General features: G+C 60.4%; 14 protein-coding genes and 2 pseudogenes. 10 read left to right on the top strand and 6 right to left on the bottom strand.

Annotated elements, in window-relative coordinates; translation table 11 throughout:
* Position 1 precedes the first annotated feature (1 nt).
* Positions 2–751, bottom strand: a complete 750-nt coding sequence (locus ACNJYB_RS26740) for a GntR family transcriptional regulator (RefSeq protein WP_439375652.1) — start codon at positions 749–751, stop codon at positions 2–4.
* Between the two features lie 82 nt (positions 752–833).
* On the opposite strand from ACNJYB_RS26740, the gene ACNJYB_RS26735 reads away from it, so the two are divergent.
* The 8 genes from ACNJYB_RS26735 (at position 834) to ACNJYB_RS26700 (ending at position 9,225) form a co-directional block, all read left to right on the top strand.
* Positions 834–2,087 carry a pyridoxal-phosphate-dependent aminotransferase family protein gene (locus ACNJYB_RS26735; protein ID WP_439369453.1) on the top strand — a complete coding sequence of 418 codons (1,254 nt, stop codon included), beginning with the start codon at positions 834–836 and terminating at the stop codon, positions 2,085–2,087.
* 94 nt (positions 2,088–2,181) lie between these two features.
* Complete coding sequence (locus ACNJYB_RS26730) at positions 2,182–3,381, top strand: pyridoxal-phosphate-dependent aminotransferase family protein (protein ID WP_439369452.1); 1,200 nt, start codon at positions 2,182–2,184, stop codon at positions 3,379–3,381.
* Between the two features lie 137 nt (positions 3,382–3,518).
* Positions 3,519–4,316 (top strand): enoyl-CoA hydratase/isomerase family protein, encoded by a 798-nt coding sequence (locus ACNJYB_RS26725; RefSeq protein ID WP_439369451.1) that lies wholly within the window; start codon positions 3,519–3,521, stop codon positions 4,314–4,316.
* A gap of 143 nt (positions 4,317–4,459) precedes the next feature.
* Positions 4,460–5,434, top strand: a complete 975-nt coding sequence (locus ACNJYB_RS26720) for a Bug family tripartite tricarboxylate transporter substrate binding protein (RefSeq protein WP_439375651.1) — start codon at positions 4,460–4,462, stop codon at positions 5,432–5,434.
* Positions 5,435–5,615: 181 nt separating this feature from the next.
* Entirely contained in the window at positions 5,616–6,158 is a 543-nt protein-coding gene (locus ACNJYB_RS26715; protein WP_439369450.1) for a tripartite tricarboxylate transporter TctB family protein, read from the top strand.
* A gap of 12 nt (positions 6,159–6,170) precedes the next feature.
* On the top strand, positions 6,171–7,688 hold the full coding sequence (locus tag ACNJYB_RS26710; RefSeq protein ID WP_439369449.1) for a tripartite tricarboxylate transporter permease: 1,518 nt from the start codon (positions 6,171–6,173) through the stop codon (positions 7,686–7,688).
* 258 nt (positions 7,689–7,946) lie between these two features.
* Complete coding sequence (locus ACNJYB_RS26705; protein WP_439369448.1) at positions 7,947–8,885, top strand: leishmanolysin-related zinc metalloendopeptidase; 939 nt, start codon at positions 7,947–7,949, stop codon at positions 8,883–8,885.
* A 67-nt stretch (positions 8,886–8,952) separates the two neighbouring features.
* On the top strand, positions 8,953–9,225 hold the full coding sequence (locus ACNJYB_RS26700) for a hypothetical protein (RefSeq protein ID WP_439369447.1): 273 nt from the start codon (positions 8,953–8,955) through the stop codon (positions 9,223–9,225).
* Positions 9,226–9,723: 498 nt separating this feature from the next.
* On the opposite strand, the gene ACNJYB_RS26695 is transcribed toward ACNJYB_RS26700, so the two are convergent.
* Complete coding sequence (locus ACNJYB_RS26695; protein ID WP_439369446.1) at positions 9,724–10,131, bottom strand: hypothetical protein; 408 nt, start codon at positions 10,129–10,131, stop codon at positions 9,724–9,726.
* Between the two features lie 791 nt (positions 10,132–10,922).
* Complete coding sequence (locus ACNJYB_RS26690) at positions 10,923–12,116, bottom strand: CaiB/BaiF CoA transferase family protein (protein WP_439369445.1); 1,194 nt, start codon at positions 12,114–12,116, stop codon at positions 10,923–10,925.
* Between the two features lie 1,513 nt (positions 12,117–13,629).
* Between ACNJYB_RS26690 and ACNJYB_RS26685 the strand changes: the two genes are divergently transcribed.
* Positions 13,630–16,422 carry an NF038122 family metalloprotease gene (locus ACNJYB_RS26685; RefSeq protein WP_439369443.1) on the top strand — a complete coding sequence of 931 codons (2,793 nt, stop codon included), beginning with the start codon at positions 13,630–13,632 and terminating at the stop codon, positions 16,420–16,422.
* Positions 16,423–16,519: 97 nt separating this feature from the next.
* Positions 16,520–16,960 (top strand): annotated as a pseudogene (locus tag ACNJYB_RS26680) (IS630 family transposase); the annotation flags it as partial.
* Positions 16,961–17,211: 251 nt separating this feature from the next.
* Here the strand turns inward: ACNJYB_RS26680 and ACNJYB_RS26675 are convergent.
* The 3 genes and pseudogenes from ACNJYB_RS26675 to ACNJYB_RS26665 all read right to left on the bottom strand — a co-directional run bounded on the left by ACNJYB_RS26675 (position 17,212) and on the right by ACNJYB_RS26665 (position 20,711).
* A complete protein-coding gene (locus tag ACNJYB_RS26675; protein WP_439369442.1) occupies positions 17,212–18,072 on the bottom strand; it encodes a hypothetical protein in 861 nt (286 codons plus the stop codon).
* An 820-nt stretch (positions 18,073–18,892) separates the two neighbouring features.
* Positions 18,893–19,381, bottom strand: a pseudogene (locus ACNJYB_RS26670) (IS5/IS1182 family transposase); the annotation flags it as partial.
* Positions 19,382–19,667: 286 nt separating this feature from the next.
* Positions 19,668–20,711, bottom strand: coding sequence for an IS110 family transposase (locus ACNJYB_RS26665; protein ID WP_128944741.1), 1,044 nt, complete (start codon positions 20,709–20,711; stop codon positions 19,668–19,670).
* Positions 20,712–20,732: the final 21 nt, after the last annotated feature.

Below are 20,732 nucleotides of genomic sequence, written 5' to 3'. Positions count from 1 at the left end.
CTCAAACCGGGGGCGGCGCGTCCTCTTGCGGCTCGGTCAGGTGCTCGATCGCCGCCGTCCGCTTGTTGCGCAGGTGCTGGAACAGGATGTCGCTGAGTTCGCTACCGGCGCGGCGGCGCAGCGCATCGAGGATGGCCTCATGCTCGCGCATCGCTTCCGCCCAGCGCTGCCGCTTGCGGGCGAAATTGGCGGAGTAGCGGACGCGGCGAATGCGGCCGGCGAAGTTGGCGTAGGCGGTTTTAAGTGTCTCGTTGCGCGCGGCCGCGACGATGCTCTCGTGGATGCGCTGGTTGGTCTGGAAATAGCCGTGCATGTCGCGGTGCAGATAGTGGCCGTACATCTCGTAGTGCAGCTGCTCGATCGCGGTGATTTCGGCGTCCGTAATCGCCTCGCAGGCGAGGCGCCCGGCCAGGCTTTCCAGCCCCGCCATCACGTCGAACAGTTCTTCGAGGTCGCGCTGGCCGAGCTGGCGGACGCGTGCGCCGCGGTTGGGCAATAGTTCGATGAGGCCCTCGGCCGCGAGCACTTTCAGGGCCTCGCGCAGCGGCGTGCGGGAGATGCCGAGCATCTCGCAGAGTTGCCGCTCAGGAACGCGGCCGCCCTCGGGGATGTTGCCTTCGACCACGTAGTCGCGCAGCCGCAGCAGGATTTCGCCGTGGAGCGAGGCCTCGTGACGGTTTTCCTGGCTGTCGCCGCCATTGCCGGCGGACAGAGTGATCGGAACCCCGTTGTCCGGAATCGTGGATTTCATTTGCAGCACAGTAGTTTGCCCGGTTGGTCGCGTCGACGTCCGCAATTGAATACCAAATATCGATTGAAAGTACAAAAAATGAATGCAAAATGGCAGGCACAGCCGGCCAGGATACGCAGACAAGGAGATTCTCGTGCACCAGGGACGCCATTTCCTTCAGATTCCGGGCCCCAGCCCGGTCCCCGAGCGCGTTCTGCGCGCCATGGACATGCCTGTCATCGACCATCGCAGCGCGGAGTTCGGCGACCTCGGCCGCACCGTGCTCGAAGGCAGCCAGAAGATTTTCCAGACCAAGGGGCCGGTCATCATCTTCCCCTCGTCGGGGACTGGCGCCTGGGAGGCCGCGATCGTCAACACGCTGTCGCCGGGCGACAGGGTGCTGATGGTCGAGACCGGCCATTTCGCCACACTGTGGCGGCAGATGGCCGGCCGCTTCGGCATCGAGGTCGACTTCGTGCCCGGCGACTGGCGCCGCGGCGCCGATCCCGCGGTGATCGAGGCCAAGCTCACCGAGGACAAGGCGCATACGATCAAGGCCGTCATGGTCGTGCACAACGAGACCTCGACCGGCGCGACCAGCCGCATCGCCGAGATCCGGGCCGCGCTAGACCGTGCCTCGCATCCGGCGCTGCTGATGGTCGACACCATCTCCTCGCTCGGCTCGGTCGACTATCGCCACGACGAGTGGAAGGTCGACGTCAGCGTCAGCTGCTCGCAAAAGGGCTTTATGCTGCCGCCCGGCCTCGGCTTCAACGCGATCTCGGAGAAGGCGCTGGCTGCGTCCAAGAGCAACAAGATGCCGCGCTCCTATTTCGACTGGGAGGAGATGCTCAAGCCCAACGCCAAGGGCTTCTTCCCCTACACGCCGGCGACCAATCTGCTCTACGGCCTGCGCGAGGCGATCGCGATGCTGCTCGATGAGGGGCTCGCCAACGTTTTCGCCAGGCATCAGCGGCTTGCCGCCGCGACCCGCGCCGCCGTCAATCATTGGGGCCTCGAAGTGCTCTGCCAGGAGCCTTCGGAGTTCTCGCCGGTGCTGACGGCCGTGCTGATGCCGCCCGGCCATGATGCCGATCAGTTCCGGAAAGTCGTGCTCGACAACTACAACATGTCGCTCGGTTCGGGCCTGTCGAAGGTCGCCGGAAAAGTCTTCCGCATCGGCCATCTCGGCGAATGCAATGCGCTCACGTTGCTCGGCGCGCTCACTGGCGTGGAGATGGGCCTCTCGGTCGCGGGCGTGCCGCATCGCTCCGGCGGCGTCGATGTCGCGATGAAGCTCTTGGAGCAGCGTCCGCAAGGCAACACATCGCCGCACCTGAAAGTGGTCGGCACCTAAAATCGCGCGGGGCGTCTTTAGGAGAGGGGACAAGCCGGTCAAATGGTGCTATTCGGCGGCCATCAAAACCAAGGCTAGACCGGGAAGGGCGCCTATGACCGTGCATACTGGAAGGCATTTCCTACAGATTCCAGGGCCGACCAACGTGCCCGACCGCGTGCTGCGGGCGATGGACATGCCGACGCTGGACCATCGCGGTCCGGAGTTCGCCGAGCTCGGTTTCGCGGTCCTCGCCTCGATGCAGCGCGTGTTCCGCACCAAGCAGCCCGTGATCATCTTCCCCTCGTCCGGCACCGGCGCCTGGGAAGCGGCGATGGTCAATGTGTTCTCGCCCGGCGACAAGGTTTTGATGTGCGAGACCGGCCAGTTCGCCGTGCTGTGGCGCGGCATTGCCGACAAGTTCAAGCTCGACGTCGACTTCATTCCGAGCGACTGGCGCCATGGCGCCGATCTCGTCGAGATCGAGGCGCGCCTTGCCGCCGACAAGCAGCACACGATCAAGGCGGTCTGCGTCGTCCACAACGAGACCTCGACCGGCTGCGTCACGCCGCCCGCCGAGGTGCGCAAGATCCTCGACCGCACGAAGCATCCGGCGCTGCTGATGGTCGACACCATCTCCGGCCTCGGCTCGATGGAATACGAGCACGATGCCTGGGGCATCGACGTCTCGGTCGCCGGCTCGCAGAAGGGCTTGATGCTGCCGCCGGGCCTCGGCTTCAACGCCGTCTCGGAGAAGGCGCTCGCCGTTGCCAAGGCGAATCCGGGCATGCGCTCCTATTGGGACTGGCAGGAAGTGATCAGCTTCAACAAGCTCGGCACCTTCCCCTATACGCCCGCGACCAACCTGCTCTACGGGTTGCGCGAAGGGGTGAAGATGCTGGAGGAGGAGGGGCTGGAGAACGTCTGGTCCCGCCACAAGCGCCACAGCGCGGCGACGCGCGCCGCGGTCAAGGTCTGGGGCCTCGAGACGCAGTGCGCCGATCCCGCCGCGCATTCGCCGGCGCTGACCGGCGTGCGCGTGCCCGAGGGCCACGACGCCGATGCCTTCCGGAAGGTCGTGCTGGACAACTTCGACATGTCGCTCGGCACCGGCCTGAACAAGGTCAAGGGCAAGGTGTTCCGCATCGGCCATATCGGCCATTTCAACGATCTGATGCTGATGGGCACGCTCGCCGGCGTCGAGATGGGCCTCGATCTTGCAAAGATTCCGCACCGGAGCGGTGGCGTGCTGGCGGCCATGGACGTCCTGAAGGGACGCGACGTGGTGCCGATGGCCAAAGCCCAAGTCGCTTGAGATCCAAGTCGCTTGAGATCCAAGTCGCTTGAGAACCAAGTCGCTTGAGAACCAAGTCGCTTGGGGACCAAGTCGCTTAACGACCAGGTCGCTCAAGGGCGGCCTGACCGAACTGAAGTGAAGAAAGTGAGCGCGCCATGAACGCACCGACGGCTGCCAACGAAGACCTGCTCTACTCCGTCACGGACGGCATCGCGCGGATCACCTTCAACCGCCCTCAGGCGCGCAACGCCATGACCTTCGCCATGTATGACCGCATGGCGGAGATCTGCCAGGAGATCAACGCCGACCGTTCGATCAAGGCGCTGATCCTCACCGGCGCGGGCGACAAGGCCTTTGCCTCCGGCACCGACATTTCCCAGTTCCGTGCATTCAAGACCGCGCAGGACGCGCTTGACTACGAGGCGCGGATCGACCGCGTGCTCGGCACGCTTGAGCAGTGCCGCGTGCCGGTGATCGCCGCTATCGCCGGCGCCTGCACCGGCGGCGGCGCCGGCATCGCGGCCTGCTGCGACATCCGCATCGGCACCGAGACGACGCGGATCGGCTTTCCGATCGCGCGCACGCTCGGCAATTGCCTGTCGATGTCGAACATCAGCCGTGTCGTCGCGCTGGTGGGACCTGCCCGCACCAAGGATCTGATCTTCAAGGCGCGCCTGGTCGAGGCGCAGGAAGCGTTGTCGCTCGGCCTGCTCAACGAGATCGTGCCCGACGTCGAGACGCTGCAGCGCCGTGCCGACGAGACCGCAAAGCTCGTCGCCAGCCACGCGCCGCTCACGCTGGAAGCGACCAAGGAAGCGGTGCGCCGTATCCGCCGCACGCTGTCGCGCGAGGAAGGCGAGGATTTGATCCTCAAGGCCTATATGAGCGAAGATTTCCGCGAGGGCATGGACGCCTTCCTCAACAAGCGTGCGCCTGTCTGGAAGGGCAAGTAGCACGCTTGTCAGCCGAAAGTCATATGCGGCGGAATGTCCGCCGGCTTGAACTCACAACCTTTAATCCGCACAATGCATCGATAAGATTTCCCGGCGTCACAAAGCCAATAATAAACCAGGGGACGAAACTCGTGCGAATTCCAGTGAAAGCCGTCGGGGCTGCGACGGCCTTGTTGTTGAGCACGCCTTCCTTTGCCGGCTGGGAGCCAACCAAGCCCGTCGAGATCGTCGTCGCGGCGGGTGCGGGCGGTGCCTCCGATCAGATGGCCCGGATGATGCAGGCTGCGATCCAGAAGAACAATCTGATGAAGCAGCCCATGGTGGTCTCGCTCAAGGGCGGCGCCTCGGGCGCGGAAGCGCTGATGTACATGAAGTCCAGCGAGGGCGACCCGAACAAGGTGCTGATCGCCTATTCGCTGATCTACATGCTGCCGCTGTCTGCGAAGATCCCGTTCAACTGGCGCGAGCTCACGCCGGTCTCGGTGATCGCGCTCGACCAGTTCGTGCTGTGGGACAACAGCGCCGGCCCCAAGACGGTGAAGGAATTCATCGAGGCCGCGAAGGCGGCGAGTTCGCCGTTCAAGATGGGCGGCACCGGCTCCAAGCGCGAGGATCACGTCCTCACCGTGTTCCTGGAGCAGAAGACCGGCGCCAAATTTTCCTATCTGCCCTACAAGTCCGGCGGCGAGGCCGCGACCCAGCTCGTCGGCAACCACACCGAAGCCAACGTCAACAATCCATCCGAAAATCTCGAGGTCTGGCGCGCCGGCCAGGTCCGGCCGCTCTGCGTGTTCGACAAGGAGCGCATCTCCTACACCAGCAAGGTGACGGAGACCCAGTCCTGGGCCGACATCCCGACTTGCAAGGAGCAGGGTGTCGACGTGCAGTATCAGATGCTGCGCGCGATGTTCCTGCCCGGCAAGGTCACGGCCGAGCAGCAGGCATTCTACGTCGAGCTGTTCCACAAGGTGACGCAGACCGCCGAATACAAGGACTACATGGAGAAGCAGGCCCTGAAGCCGATCTTCCTCACCGGCAAGGACATGGTGCAATTCCTCGAGGAGGACGATGCCATCAACAAGGCGCTGATGACGGAAGCCGGATTCGTCGCGAAGTAACCGTCTTCTTCATCTCTCCCCGCTTGCGGGGAGAGGTCGGATTGCATCGAAGATGCAATCCGGGTGAGGGGGACTCTCCGCCAGCTCAACTCTCACCGTCCTCGTGGAGACTCCTCTCACCCCCGACCCTCTGCCCGCTAGCGGGGAGGGGGAATCGGCGGCACTCCGTCCTTGGCAGAGCATGTCCCAAACCGATCTTGAAATCGTCGTCGACGATCCGACCGCCCCCGAAGACGACTCGCCCTCCGTCGTCTCCTCCGGCACGATCGAGATCGTCGTCTGTCTCCTTCTGCTCGCGCTCGCCGTCACGCTCGGCTACGACAATTGGCTCACCGGCGCATCCTGGGATGCGACGGGGCCTGAGCCCGGCTATTTCCCGTTCTATCTGTCCGTCATCCTCGGCGGCGGCAGCCTCTATGGCCTGATCGTGGCGCTGCTGGCGCGGCGAGCGGCATCCGGGACGTTTGTCACCCGCGCCCAGGCCCGCCGCGTGATGGCAGTGTTCGTGCCGACGCTGCTGTTCTGCCTGGTGACGCAGTTCCTCGGCCTCTATGTCGCGAGCTTCCTCTTGATCGCGGGCTTCATGCGCCTCGTCGGCAAGATCCCATTGTGGAAGTCGCTGCTCACCGCGCTGGTGTTCACGGCGATCATGTTCGTCACCTTCGACGTCGCCTTCGACGTCATCATGCCGAAAGGGCCGCTCGAAGCGGCCTTCGGCCGCTAGGGCGAGCCAGCGATGGAAGCACTCGGTCTCCTGCTCCACGGCTTCGCCGTCCTGCTCACCTGGAAGACGATCCTGCTGATGATGGTCGGGCTGGTGCTCGGCATCTTCGTCGGTGTGCTGCCCGGGCTCGGCGGCCCCAACGGCGTCGCCATCCTGCTGCCGCTGACCTTCACGATGGACCCGACCTCGGCCATCGTGATGCTGTCCTGTATCTACTGGGGAGCACTGTTCGGCGGTGCCATCACCTCGATCCTGTTCAACATTCCCGGTGAAGCCTGGTCGGTCGCAACCACCTTTGACGGCTATCCGATGGCCCAGCAGGGCAGGGCAGCGGAGGCGCTGACGGCAGCGTTCACGTCCTCCTTCGTCGGCTCCCTGGTCGCGGTGCTGCTGATCACATTCCTCGCGCCGATGATCTCGTCCTTTGCGCTGAAGTTCGGGCCGCCCGAGTTCTTCGCGGTCTATCTGCTGACCTTCTGCTCCTTCGTCGGCCTCGGGCGCGAAGCCAAGCACAAGACGGTCATCTCGATGTCGCTCGGCCTTCTGCTTGCCGGCGTCGGCATGGACACCGTGTCAGGCAATCTGCGCATGACCTTCGGCTCGGCCGAGCTGCTCCGCGGCATCAACTTCCTGGTCGCCGTCATCGGCCTGTTCGGGATCAGCGAGATCCTGCTGACGATGGAAGAGCGCCTCGCGCTGCGCGGACATGCGGCGAGCATCTCGCTTCGCGTCGTGCTGGGCGTCTGGAAGGACCTGCCGAAATATTGGGTGACGCTGCTGCGCTCCTCCTTCATCGGCTGCTGGCTCGGCATCACGCCGGGCGGTGCGATCGCTGCCTCCTTCATGGGCTACAATCTGGCCAAGCGCTTCGCCAAGGATCCCGAGAGTTTTGGCACGGGCCGCATCGAAGGTGTGTTCGCGCCTGAGACGGCGGCGCATGCCTCCGGCACCTCGGCGCTACTGCCGATGCTGGCGCTCGGTATTCCCGGCTCCGGCACCGCGGCGATCCTGCTCGGCGGCCTGATGGTGTGGGGGCTCAATCCGGGGCCGCTGCTGTTCGTCGAACACAAGGATTTCGTCTGGGGCCTGATCGCCTCGATGTATCTCGGCAATGTCGTCGGCCTCGTGCTGGTGCTGACGACGGTGCCGGTCTTCGCCTCGATCCTGCGCGTGCCGTTCGCGGCGGTGGCGCCGATGATCGTGGTGTCCTGCGCGATCGGTGCCTATGCGATCCAGAACGCGATGTTCGACATCTGGCTGATGCTGGGCTTCGGCGTGGTTGGCTACGTCTTCAAGAAGATCGGCATTCCCCTGGCGCCGTTCACGCTGGCGCTCGTGCTCGGCAACCGCGCCGAGGATGCCTTCCGGCTGTCGATGATCGGCTCCGGCGGGAAGCTCGGGGTGTTCTGGTCGAACGGCCTGGTCGGGTCGATCACGACGCTGGCGTTCATGCTGCTGTTCTGGCCGGTTATCGACGGACTGCTGGGCCGGGTCGGACTGACGCAGCGGAGTAGCGCGACACCGCGTTAGCGCTGTCAACCAGCATTGTTTCAAATCAATGACGTAGGGGAGGCGGTGGCGCTTCGGCATCAGTTGTTGGTCGCCGCGACGCCTGTCATCGCACTCAGCGGTGCAGCACAGCTCGTCGGTTATCGCTCGCACCGCTGAAGCGGTAGTTCAACGCCAAGGCGGCACCTGAGCGACGTGCTCACAGGAAGCGCCAGCGAGTCGAATGCCCGGCGGCCGCGTCTGGCTTTCGTGCTTTTCTGGTGAAAACCGTCAGGCCCCATGACGCATTCTCTCCTTGTCAGCGACGCTAATCAGGGTCAAAATACAAGCTTAGATAGAAGTTTATTGATCTCATTTTTTTTGGAGAATGTCATGGCTATTGAACGCTATCGAGCTCGCAAAGGCGCTGAGATTTCAGCCCCGGTCGCGGCCGCCGGAGGCTACACGATCGAGGTTCACTTCCTGGGCGGACTGACCGATAAGCAAAAGGCCGCTTTCAAGCTCGCGGCAAACCGGTGGACACACGCCATCATCGGGGATTTGCCTGACGTCACGGTCGGCGGCGAAAGGATCAGCAATCTCCGTATCACGGCGCAAGGCACCGACATCGACGGGCCCGGCAATGTTCTCGGCCAGGCGGGGCCGAACCGCCTGCGTCCGAAGAATGCCGGGGCCGCCGCGTTCCTGCCGGCGACCGGCGACATGCAATTCGACACGGCCGATCTCGCCGCCATGGAAGCCGACGGCACCCTGAACGACGTCATCACGCACGAGATGGGACACGTGATCGGCATCGGAACGATCTGGACGAACAAGAAATTGCTGAAAGGCGCCCATACCCACAATCCCACGTTCCACGGTGCGAACGCCATGCGCGAATACGCCAAGCTCCGCGGCTCCGCGACGCCACTGCCCGTACCGGTCGAAAACACGGGCGGTGAAGGGACGGTGGACTCGCATTGGCGCGACTCTGTGTTCGGCGCGGAGATGATGACCGGCTTCGTCAATGAAGGCGGCAATCCGATGAGCCGGATGACGATCGCGAGCCTGCAGGATCTCGGCTATCAGGTGAACTTGGACGCCGCTGAGCCCTATCACCTGCCCAATCACCTCCGTATGGCCGAAGCAGGAATAGTTGCGGCGCATGCCGACAACACAAGAGGCATCGTGCTCCGGCGGATTCCGATCACGTTGCCCGAGGACAGCCTCGGCTCTTGAGTCAGGACTCCTAAGCCGGCGCGCTGCCAAGCCTCGCGTAGTTCAGGGATTAGGGATCATGGAAGGCATGAAGCGACCGGAAGTGATCGTGCTGCCGGATTCATCATTGATCCCGTCGGACTGTCTGATCTCGCCGCCGCCCAACCAGTTCACTCACGAGGTGGCGAGATCGCAGCCGTTCTACGCCTCGCGCGGTCTGCCGAGCGGGCCGCCGGCCGGGCAATTCGAAGCGGGCGCCAAGGTCGTTCTGCTTTACCATGACGGCGGAGAGCTTTGCCGGGTTGTCGATGCAGCTGGCCACTATGTCGATACGCGGTTCGACGGTTTGCGCAAGCTTTAGAGGCTAGCGCAAGCCGTCGGCGCGCCGGTGGTAAACTTCGAGCCCGAGTGCAAGTGAGCATCCGTCTCTATGAAGTAAGTGTAGGGCTCAAGAAACGAGCGTTCTGTTCCAGAGCAACATAAAGCGACTCGATCAACACGATTAGCCAGCTTCGAAAGGTGCCAACTTAGCAGGTGTCGCCCTGAAACCGCTAGTCCACAGACTTGGTTGCGGGCTGTGGTTGAGCAGGCGAGCAGATGCCGAGTGTTGCCCACACTGAGGCGGCGCGGCAGGTCGTGCTTTGAGCGTCAACGACGACGCCCAGCGTGACCGTCGCCGCAGCCAATGCAGCTAGGAGAGCTATCCAATTCATAGCCCACCTTATGACCGATGGCCAATTGAGCCAAGCAACCTGAACCCGTTGTGGTGCGATATTGCTGACGCAGACACTCTATCATCGTGGCGCGGGGGCATATTTTGCATTCCAATATCTTGCATTCTACTAGGGGCCTTTCGCGGCTACCGCTTTCTGCGATTCGCGCTTGGGAGCTGTTGCTGTGGAACCGAGCTGGTTTCAGCTCGCGATGATCCAAGCGAGTCAACCCTTGAACTTAAGGCGCTAAGTTGATCAGAAAGGAGCTTGCGCTCTCCTTGATCTGTCGCCGTCGCGCGCTGCAGCTGACCCATCTGCTCCTCTAGCTTCTGCTGGGAGGTTTGGATCTCGGCGATAGATTGTTTGATCGCGGTGATGGCCTGCTGAGTTTCGGCGGCCCCGCTCTCTTGGCGCGGAGCCGCTGCGGCCTGTACTGCATCGATTTTCTGGTTCAACCAAAATGCGGCGCCTGCAGCGAAGATCGCTACCAAGATCAAAGCCAGCCACTGAGAGAGTGAACGGCTGCGGGAGTTAGATGGCAAAGACGCGTCCATGCTGAGGTCCCTGAGTCGTCAAAGGAGGAATTAACGTCCACGTGTCGGCATGGTTGCAGGGACGGAGGTCAAGTATGATTCAGCGATTTCCGGCAGCCATCACGCGAACCCCGACCATGTTGATGAGCCTGCCCTTCGCGCGCTAAAATTGTCAAGTGACAAGTGCGTCACGGTTGCCGGCGTGGGTAGGATCTAAGTCAACCAGTTTGATTTCTTTCTTCGCTTATGACTCAATTGGGATCTTTGCTCGGACGGCTGCATCGCTTCGACATGACGCGATACCTGAGCGAATTCTCACAGCTCGCATCATGCTGCTCGATCCATCGTTTTGCTAAGAGCGTTGCGCATCGTGCGCCGCCCAATGCCGGTTAAAATATTGTGCTGGCGAACGATTGCGTCGATGGCCGATCTTTCCAGGCCTTCGCTCTAGGGGATCTTTTTCAGCGCCAATCTAAGAAGGTTGGCTCGCTTGCGCACCGATGATGTGCTGCGGCCCATCTTTGCTGATTCCGGCTGCAGACTTGCTGCCGCCTGCCGGCTGTTTCAGCTTCAAATCAGCCTCATCACCTCAGGCCCGTTGCCATTCGAGTTCTCCTTCCAGCCTCAGGCAAACTAATGCGTTCGGTTTCGGCTGGCGGCTTACCTACCGTTCGAAAGGCTGGGTTTCGGGTCAAAGGCCCGGTCCATGACCCGTTGATGCTCTTATGCGCCAAACGGCGCGCTCAACAGCGTAGAAGCCAGCATGACACGCGCCCGATATGTCAAGAAGTGCTCAAATGAGGCCGAGTGCCTTAGATGACACGGGCTTCTTTGAGGCGTTCGATCTCCTCCAAACCAAAGCCGAACTCCTCAAGCACCTCGTCCGTCTGTTCCCCAAATTCCGGCGGCCGCGCCACCATCCTGCTCGGCGTGCGCGAGAGGGTCACGGGCTGGCCGACCAGACAGATATGCCGACCTTCGTCGTTCGGCACGTCCTGCGCAATGCCGAGATGCTTGACCTGCGCGTCCTCGAACATCTGGTCGATGGCGTAGATCGGGCCGCAGGGCACGCCGGCCTCGTTGAGCTCGCGGACCCAGGTCTCGGTCGACTTCGTCACAGTGCGCTTCTCGATCTCGGCGTTGAGCGCATCGCGATTCCTGGAGCGGACGGGGGCCGTCGCATAATCGGGATGATTGTAGAGTTCCGGCGCGCCGATCGCCTGCGCACAGCGCTCCCAGATCCGCCCACCGGTCGTGGCAATGTTGATGTACCCGTCCGAGGTCTTGAACACGCCGGTCGGAATGCTGGTCGGGTGGTTGTTGCCGGCTTGCTTGGCGACCTCCTTGTCCATCAGCCAGCGCGCTGCCTGGAAGTCGAGCATGAAGATCTGCGCCTGCAGCAGCGAGGTCTGCACCCACTGGCCCTTGCCCGAGACCTCGCGCTCGAGCAGCGCGGTGAGGATGCCCATGGCGCAGAACAGGCCCGCAGTGAGGTCCGCGACGGGAATGCCGACCCGCATCGGTCCTTCGCCCGGCGCGCCGGTGATCGACATCAGCCCGCCCATGCCTTGCGCGATCTGATCGAAGCCCGGCCGCTTGTGATAGGGGCCGTCCTGGCCGAAGCCGGAGATGCTGCCATAGACGATGCGCGGATTGATCGCGGCGAGGCTCTCATAGTCGATGCCGAGTTTCTTCTTCACGTCGGGACGGAAGTTTTCGACCACGACGTCGGCCCTGGCGGCGAGGCGCTTGAACACGGCGAGCCCGCGCTCGTCCTTCAGGTTCAGCGTCATCGCCCGCTTGTTGCGATGCAAATTCTGGAAGTCGGAACCGCGGCGTGGCCCGCCCGGCTGCTCGCCGCCGGCATCCTCTGTCAGTGCGTCGATCTTGATGACGTTGGCGCCCCAATCGGCGAGCTGACGCACGCAGGTGGGCCCGGACCGGACACGTGTCAGATCGAGCACGATGAAGCGCGACAGGGCTTCGGAGGCATGCGGAAAAGGCATCTTGAAAGGCTCCGGGACGGATTGCGGAACCACCATAGTGCCGAATGACCATGCAGCAAGCCTGGGCCACGCGGATGCCGCTTGTCGAAATGCAATGCCAGAGGCATTTTGCCGCGCTGCACAAGCGCGCGCCTGCTCAGCCAACGGCTCGTCTCCGAGGCCGCAATCAAGAGCTCCAAGGCTTCTCGTGTGCCTTGCCGGACGGGCGGCTTCGTACCCGTCCGCGACCGTAGCGGAAGAGGCCACCGTCCATGGTCGTTCTTAGTCGCTTTGACTTTCCCGACCATGACGGTCTCATCTCCGATGCGGAGACGATCCGACCCGGACCACCGCCAGGACGCCGATGAGGCGGGCTGAGAAAGAGTCAAGGTTCATGGTTCTCGTCTGCGGTGATTATGCACCGCGTGGCTTACGCCGCGCGCTCTTGCGGCAATACCGCGCGACGGTGCCTTCGGGGTGGTCAGAGCAATATTCGAACGCGTCGATATGCGCGCCGACCTGCGCCATCCAGCGGTGCATGGTAGTATTCGCTTCAAACACAATCTGAACGTGTCGCTGCCAGGTCCAATACCTGCTTGCATTCTGCGATTTTCTGAGCAAATTGCTCAAGTCGCAGCGCCATCGCCCTAAGCACATCTCGGAAGAACCATGCGAGAAGATAGCTTTTGCTCTTTGTTTTTTGGAGGTTTGCTTAGGCTCCTAGATCAGTGGAAGGCCAGGCGCTTGCCCCTTGTTTGTCCAAACTGTTTCATGGTTGCGTCCGGCGAGGCGGTCGCGCGAAGGCGATGGTCAGTGAGCGAGGAGGAGGTGGTTTGCGATGCGTGCAAGACTGCCAACGACATCGCCGGGTGGCGACTTGCGGCCGACTACGAGGCGAGAGGTGAGAGATTCCCGCTGGCGTCGCCGAATTGAACGAGCTTGCGCCGATGGTGGCCTACTCTCTGTCCTTTTGACAAGATAGGATTCACCGGGATCATAACCAGGCGATGATCTAGATGTTCAAGATGGCATTGTTCCAGTTTAAGCGCCTCTAGACGCTGTGAAACATGGCCCGGCAGCGCGGACCGTGGCGACCTCGGCGCGCGACCAACCGCGCGCAGCCACGCAGAGGGATGCCGGTCAAACAGTACGTACGCGCGAAAGCGCCCATGGAAACAGGTATGTCGCGCGTTCGGGTGCACACGGTCCGGGCTCTGCATACGTCGCAGGGGCAGTACTATGCTACCTCGTTGCCTTCAAATTGAGCAGTAGCTTCATCCGAGCGCATCGTCGGACAAACATTTGGCGCCTTGGATCGCGTCTGCTGAGCTCCTAGAAATGACAAATTAACGCGAGGCATCGATCCTTGCGCTGAAAACATCTAGAAGATGTTCAGAGTCGGGACGAAACGATGACGTCATCTAATCTGCTTTCAGACGATCCCTTTTACACAGTCGTCGGTAAGAGCATCCAGGGCAGCTACATCCCGGCCACTGCGGCCTCGACGACCGGTGGCTTTACACCCGATTCCGTCATGTCGGTGACCTCGGGTGGCATCACGATCAATCTGATCCTCGATGCGGCTGCGCAGGCCGCGCCGACCAGCTTCAAAAACGGACTACAGCAAGCCGTCGCGATCCTGGCCTCCAACATCACCGACCAGATCACCGTCAACATCAATATCGATTACAGCGGCACCGGCGGAGGCGCCGCTGCCGGCCCGGACTCCGGGTATTACGAGAGCTATTCGTGGGTCCGCTCGCAGCTGGTCAACCACGCGAGTGCCGGCGATACGACCTTCAATAACCTTCCCTCAGGCACCTCAATCCAGGGACAGTCAAATGTCGCTGTCTGGAACGCGCAACTGAAACTGTGGGGCGTCATCGGTGCCAATGACACCACGACTGACGACGCCAGCGCGCATTTTTCCAGCGACATCAATCCGAACCTGCTGGTCGGTGTCGCCTTGCACGAGCTAACCCATGCGATGGGCCGCGTGCCCTACGGGTCGGCCCCCGACGTCTTTGATTTCTATCGATTCACGAGTCCAGGCGTCCACTTGTTCGAGGGGGACGCGACCGCGCGAGCGGCGTATTTCTCGCTGGACAACGGCGCGACGAAGCTCGCTGATTACGGCCAGAATTCCGACCCCAGCGACTTCCTCAATACCGGTGTGCAGGGGCCCAACGATCCCTTCAACGAGTATTACACGAGCACCACGATTCAGGGATTGACGTCAGTCGATCTAACGCAGCTTGACGCTCTGGGATTCCACCTCGCCATCAATTCGCCCACAACCATCGAGTCCTACGGTTTGACGAGCCTTGTGCAGGTCGGAAAGAATTACTTCCTTGACCCGACCGTTGGCGGCGCAGGTCCCGAATTGATATATGGCGGGGCAGCAGTCGTTTCCGGCCAATTTAATCCGTGGACGCTGATCGGGGCCGAGCAGACCGCAACGGGCTACGAGATCGCCTTTAAGCAACCCGGCACGAATTATTTCACGATCTGGAACACCGACAATGCCGGTAACTACCTGGGCAATCCAACCGGCATTGTGCTCGGTACTAGCTCGGCGCTTGAAAATTTCGAGTCAAGCTTTCACCAGGATCTAAACGGAGATGGTGTCATCGGGGTCCCGGTTACGGTTTTAGAATCATTTGGCTCAACTAGTTTGGTACAACTCGGCAACAATTATTACCTCGATCCTGTTGGAGGAGGCACAGGCCCTGAGCTGAAATATGGCGGGGCAGCAGTCGTTTCCGGCCAATTTAATCCATGGACGCTGATCGGGGCCGAGCAAACCGCAACGGGGTACGAGATCGCCTTTAAGCAGCCCGGCACGAATTATTTCACGATCTGGAACACCGACAATGCCGGTAGCTACCTGGGCAATCCAACCGGCATTGTGCTCGGTACTAGCTCGGCGCTTGAAAATTTCGAGTCAAGCTTTCACCAGGATCTAAACGGAGATGGTGTCATCGGCGTCCCCGTTGCGGTTTTAGAATCGTTTGGCTCAACTAGCTTGGTACAACTCGGCAACAATTATTACCTCGATCCTGTTGGAGGAGGCACGGGCCCTGAGCTGAAATATGGCGGGGCAGCAGTCGTTTCCGGCCAATTTAATCCGTGGACGCTGATCGGGGCCGAGCAGACCGCAACGGGCTACGAGATCGCCTTTAAGCAACCCGGCACGAATTATTTCACGATCTGGAACACCGACAATGCCGGTAACTACCTGGGCAATCCAACCGGCATTGTGCTCGGTACTAACTCGGCGCTTGAAAATTTCGAGTCAAGCTTTCACCAGGATCTAAACGGAGATGGTGTCATCGGCGTCCCCGTTGCGGTTTTAGAATCGTTTGGCTCAACTAGTTTGGTACAACTCGGCAACAATTATTACCTCGATCCTGTTGGAGGAGGCACAGGCCCTGAGCTGAAATATGGCGGGGCAGCAGTCGTTTCCGGCCAATTTAATCCATGGACGCTGATCGGGGCCGAGCAAACCGCAACGGGGTACGAGATCGCCTTTAAGCAGCCCGGCACGAATTATTTCACGATCTGGAACACCGACAATGCCGGTAGCTACCTGGGCAATCCAACCGGCATTGTGCTCGGTACTAGCTCGGCGCTTGAAAATTTCGAGTCAAGCTTTCACCAGGATCTAAACGGAGATGGTGTCATCGGCGTCCCCGTTGCGGTAGAATCGTTTGGCTCAACTAGTTTGGTACAACTCGGCAACAATTATTACCTCGATCCTGTTGGAGGAGGCACGGGCCCTGAGCTGAAATATGGCGGGGCAGCAGTCGTTTCCGGCCAATTTAATCCGTGGACGCTGATCGGGGCCGAGCAGACCGTAACGGGCTACGAGATCGCCTTTAAGCAGCCCGGCACGAAATATTTCACGATCTGGAATACCGACAATGCCGGTAACTACCTGGGCAACCCAACCGCCATTGTGGTCGGTACCAGCTCGGCGCTTGAAAATTTCGAGTCAAGCTTCCACCAGGATCTAAACGGAGATGGTGTCATCGGCGTCCCCACTGCTGTCTCGCCCGCAATATCCGCAGCTGACAAGTTCAATTTCGATAAGCTCGCGACTCCTGCGGGAGCGACAATTGCTAACGGAAGGATCGTAGAATCGGATTTGATCGACGTCGCGCGAGCGTGGAGCGACAGCGTGCGACATGATTCAGTCGCGTTCTCCAGTACCCCACATGCGCAACACGCGCAGCACACGACCGGCGATGTGCCTAACATCCATATCGCGGATTTGCATTGGGGTGACTTCATTATCTTGCATTGGGGTGACTTCATTATCCGATAAGCTTCGAGCTGACGCAGGAACTGGCTGCACGGGATCAAGACAGACGTTCGGGCCGAAGCGTTTTTTTTGAAGCTGAGCCCCTCGGCGTGAACAAAAGTCCACATCGCAGGATCGGCCCGACGTCGCCCGTAAGCGGACCCGCTGGAAAGCGCATCAAGGCAGATCGACGTAGCGCGGTTGTTTTTTTATCGACGAGACGTGGATCAAGACCAATATGGCGCCGCTACGCGGCTGGGGCCCCTGTGGGCAGCGCCTCCAGGCCTCTGCGCCCTTCGGCCATTGGAAGACCACCTTTATCGCGGCGCTGCGTCACGATCGGATCAGCGTGCCTTGGGTGATTGATGGTCCCATCAATGATGAGCTCTTCACGCTATACGTCGAGAAGGTGTTGGCACCCACCCTCGCACCGGGCGAGATCGTCGTTCTCGACAATCTTGGCAGCCACAAGGGCAAAGCGGCTCGCCAAGCCATCCGTGCCAGAGGCGCCCACCGCATCTTCTTGCCGCCATATAGCCCTGACCTCAATCCGATCGAGCAGTGATGGAGGTGCTGGACCAACCTCCGTGTCAGCTCGAAGCGTGCGAGCGCGGCGAAGCCAGTGCGCTGAAGGTCATCGACAGCTTGTTCGCCGAATGACCTTGCCCCCATCTGTGGAACGGCCCGCCTGACTGACGCCGTGCTTGCGGGACAGATCGTGCTCCTTCAAATCTTGATGATGTGCTCGTCGGAAAAGAAGCTGCGGTTCGTGTTCTGGTCCTTGTCAGGGGCCAGACGCGAACTTCAAGTGGATTAAGCCCGTGGGGCAAGGTTAGGACGACGGAAATGCGATCTGTTGATATCTTCAGCAAAGCTGCTGGAGCGCTGGAGCCATTGGTGTCGCAGTAGGATCGCACCAAACATTAAAAGAAAGGAGCATGAAACAGCAAGTCCAATCTTCGCACGAAGATTTGCCCGGTCCGGCTGGTTAGCCAGAGTAGGACGTAGCAAAACATCATCTGGCTTGAGGCCCTCAAGTCCACGTTCGAGTTCGGCGATCCTGTTTTCCTTTGCCGCGATCTCAGAAACTAGTGACACAAATGCTCGTGCATATTGTTCGCCCTCGTCTCCACCTTTTACGCGATTAGCGTTTCCACTGAGTGCTTGAGCTAGCTTTTTGAGATCGGCCAAGGCATTCTTCAAAGTCTCGATTTCTTGCAGGAGGGCGATACGCACCGAGCCGGTGGGCTTCGATGTAGCAAGGACGTGGGCAAGGAGTACCTGAAGGATCTCTTGAGCGCGTTGTGGCGCCTGGTCGGTCACCGTTACCGAATATATGCCCGATCCTGGTGCCAATTCGGGTGATACGACAATTTTGTCCGCGAGCTCGCCACGTGCGTTTGGAAGGTTTGACAACTCGGCTGCCATATGCGCCTCCAGTGCGACGGGGTCCAGTATCGCTTCCGTCTTAATTAGAGCTCGAGCAGTGGGAGCTAACGGCAGTACCATTCGTGAAGAATATTGCGGATGTGATGTTAGCAACGCAATCGCAACCCCAGCTGCTGCCAAGCCAACATATCCAATCAGAAAAGCCTTCCAATACACCGCCAATATGGCCAATAGGTGGGTCAACGCCTCCGCAAAATTGGGTCGCTCATCGCTAAAGCTGCCCATCCGACCTCCAACAGTGTCACACGCGAACAAGCCGATTTTGGGCAGTTAACGCCGTCGCGACGACAGGTCAAGCACATTACCCGCCCAGCACCACGTTCAGTTTCGTTGCCACGAGGAACCTGCGATTCCCGTTTCGGAGCACCGGTGCGGGCTGATAAGCGGTATGGAACGGGCAGGCGGAAGATGCATCTGTCAATGCAATCACCTCTTTCAACGGCCGCCGTCACTGGTTGGGGTGAACGCCCTTGTTCGGCGCTTGATTGGAGTGTATCAGCGCTCAGAGCTGTTGCGGGATTTTCCATCGCCAATACCAATTGGGCGTATGCTCGGGATCACACTCATGGTCGCAACCTCGTCAGCCTGTTCACATGATCCAGAGCGCTCGGCAGGTCTCAACCAGACCCCTCCGGATCTCTCATTACTCGGCGTGAGAAACTACCTGAGGGCGACGGCGGAGCAAGCAAAGCTGCAGCGTCCAGTCGAAATATCGCGGCCAATCCCCGCGACGCCTGTTAGTTTGATACGGTGGATAGTGTGTTTTCGAAGTGGAGCAAACAGAAGAGAGGAAACTTCGAACTTATGCTATTTTCTTCTACGACAACTAGCTAGTCGCTTTCCGAACTCTGTACTTGTTGAGGATTGCGGAACCCAAGCCTACAGCCCACTATGACATTCGGGGCGGGGCCACTTGACGTAGTCTCGTTCAATCCTGGCTGCCTGTAGAAGATCTGCCCCTAGGCCGAAAATGAGACTTCACGGTGGAGTTGACCCCGTTAGACCGGACACTCGGCTGGTTTGAGTGATGCAATGTAGTCGTCCGTTAAGAAGGCGAATTGAGCGGGGCGGGACGGCCGAACGTGCGCCATAGCTGGAGCAGGATGAGGCACAAGAGTTCTCTGAGCCAGGCGAGGATGCGGCGGAAGTTGTGGCCCACGGCTGAGAGGATGACGTTAGCCGCATCGCCGGCGCGGCCTTTGAGGTAGCAGCGGCCGAGGTGACCATCGGCCTTCAGGTGTCCGATGATGGGTTCGATGGCGGAGCGGCGGCGCAGCTCGCGCTTGATGACACCGAAGACGCCGCGCTTCTGGCCGGAGATGAAGATCCGTCGGGGATTTTGTGCGTCGTGGCCGCGGTATCCCTTGTCGACATAGGCCCGCTCGATCGCGCAGCCGGTGAGTGTCTCGGTGCGGTCGATGACGTCCCGCAAGGTGTGACCGTCGTACGGGTTATCGGGTAGCGCCCTGGCGTGCAGCACGAACAGGCCCCCGGGAGAACGGCGGTTGTTGGTGACGATGGAGGCTTTGACGCCGATCTATGGACCACGCCCGCGTTGCAAGAGGAATCGACAAAGGGATGAAGCGGTTTGCGCCAATCTATCCGGCTTCAATTTGGGGCTGTTGCCCCGAGCCATCATGGATATCCGCTCACTTCTGTCCTCAATAACTCGCCGGCCTCAAGAAGGGCCATGGAGTCGAACCAGGCTTCAGAAGTGTCGGTGGAACCGTTTCTCCATTCGTCCTTTCCGTCTCGCAAACCTCGGCGGGTTATTGTGCCTTCTGATCCCGACCTTGGATTTTCCTTTCCGGCCCTGTTTCTTATGCGGTGCGGCCCAGGAGGTTGGCGTCGTAGTCACGGCCCTTTGCGAGCATGCTCCAGGCCATGCGCGCAAGTTTTGCGGCCAGGGCAACAACCAAGACATTGGAGTGGAGCCGCTTCGACGCTGCCTCTAACCAGGCTGCGAAGCCATGCCGAGGCCAACTCTGACGCTGCAGAAGTACGGCTCTGGCACCTTGAATAAACAGCGTTCGCAGGTACCGATTACCGCGCCTCGATATGCGCCCGAGAATGGTTCGATCGCCGGTCGAGATTTGCTTTGGTACCAGACCAAGCCATGCTGCAAAGTCTCGGCCTTTATGGAAGGCATCACCGGTTCCGATGGCGGCGACCATCGCGCTTGAGATGATCGGCCCGACGCCGGGCGCACTCATTAGGCGGCGACAGTGTGGATCTTGATCAGCGAGTTCGTCGATTTCTTTCGTCATTGACGCGACCCGTCGGTCGAGATAGCGCCAGTCCTCGGCCAAGTCCTGAATGAGCTGGATCACGCGAGGCGATAAGTTGTCGTTTGGCGCTGAGAGAATCTGAGGAAGTGCCAGTCGGAGTGCTGCCGCTCCCTGCCGCACTGGTAGCCCTCGCTCAAGCAAAAAGCCCCGGATTTGATTGATGACCGCCGTTCTCTGCGTCACCAATCGACTGCGAACTCTGTGTAGTGCCTGTAAATCAAGTTGTTCGGCTGACTTCACTGGAACGAACCGCATTGTCGGCCGCTGAGCGGCCTCGGCGATCGCTTCAGCATCCCGAAAGTCATTCTTGTGACCCTTGAGGTATGGTTTGACGTACTGCGCCGGCAAGAGCCGTACTTGATGGCCTAATTTCTCGAGCCTGCGCCCCAGATGATGTGCGCCTGCACACGCCTCCATTCCGATCAGACAACGCGGAATATTGCCCAGCGACTGGTCAAGCTGATTTCTCGACCGCTTCTTGCGTAGCGTAATTGCGCCTGTGGCATCGAGACCGACGACGTGGAATGTGTTCTTCCCGAGATCGATGCCGATTGTGACAAGGTTCGTATTCGACATGGCTTGCGCTCCTGCTGCTGC

It is taken from the genome of Bradyrhizobium sp. SMVTL-02 (genome assembly GCF_051853005.1).
Lineage (GTDB): Bacteria > Pseudomonadota > Alphaproteobacteria > Rhizobiales > Xanthobacteraceae > Bradyrhizobium.
Note: the sequence above shows the minus strand (reverse complement) of the source record. Positions and strands in the feature narration are given on the sequence as shown.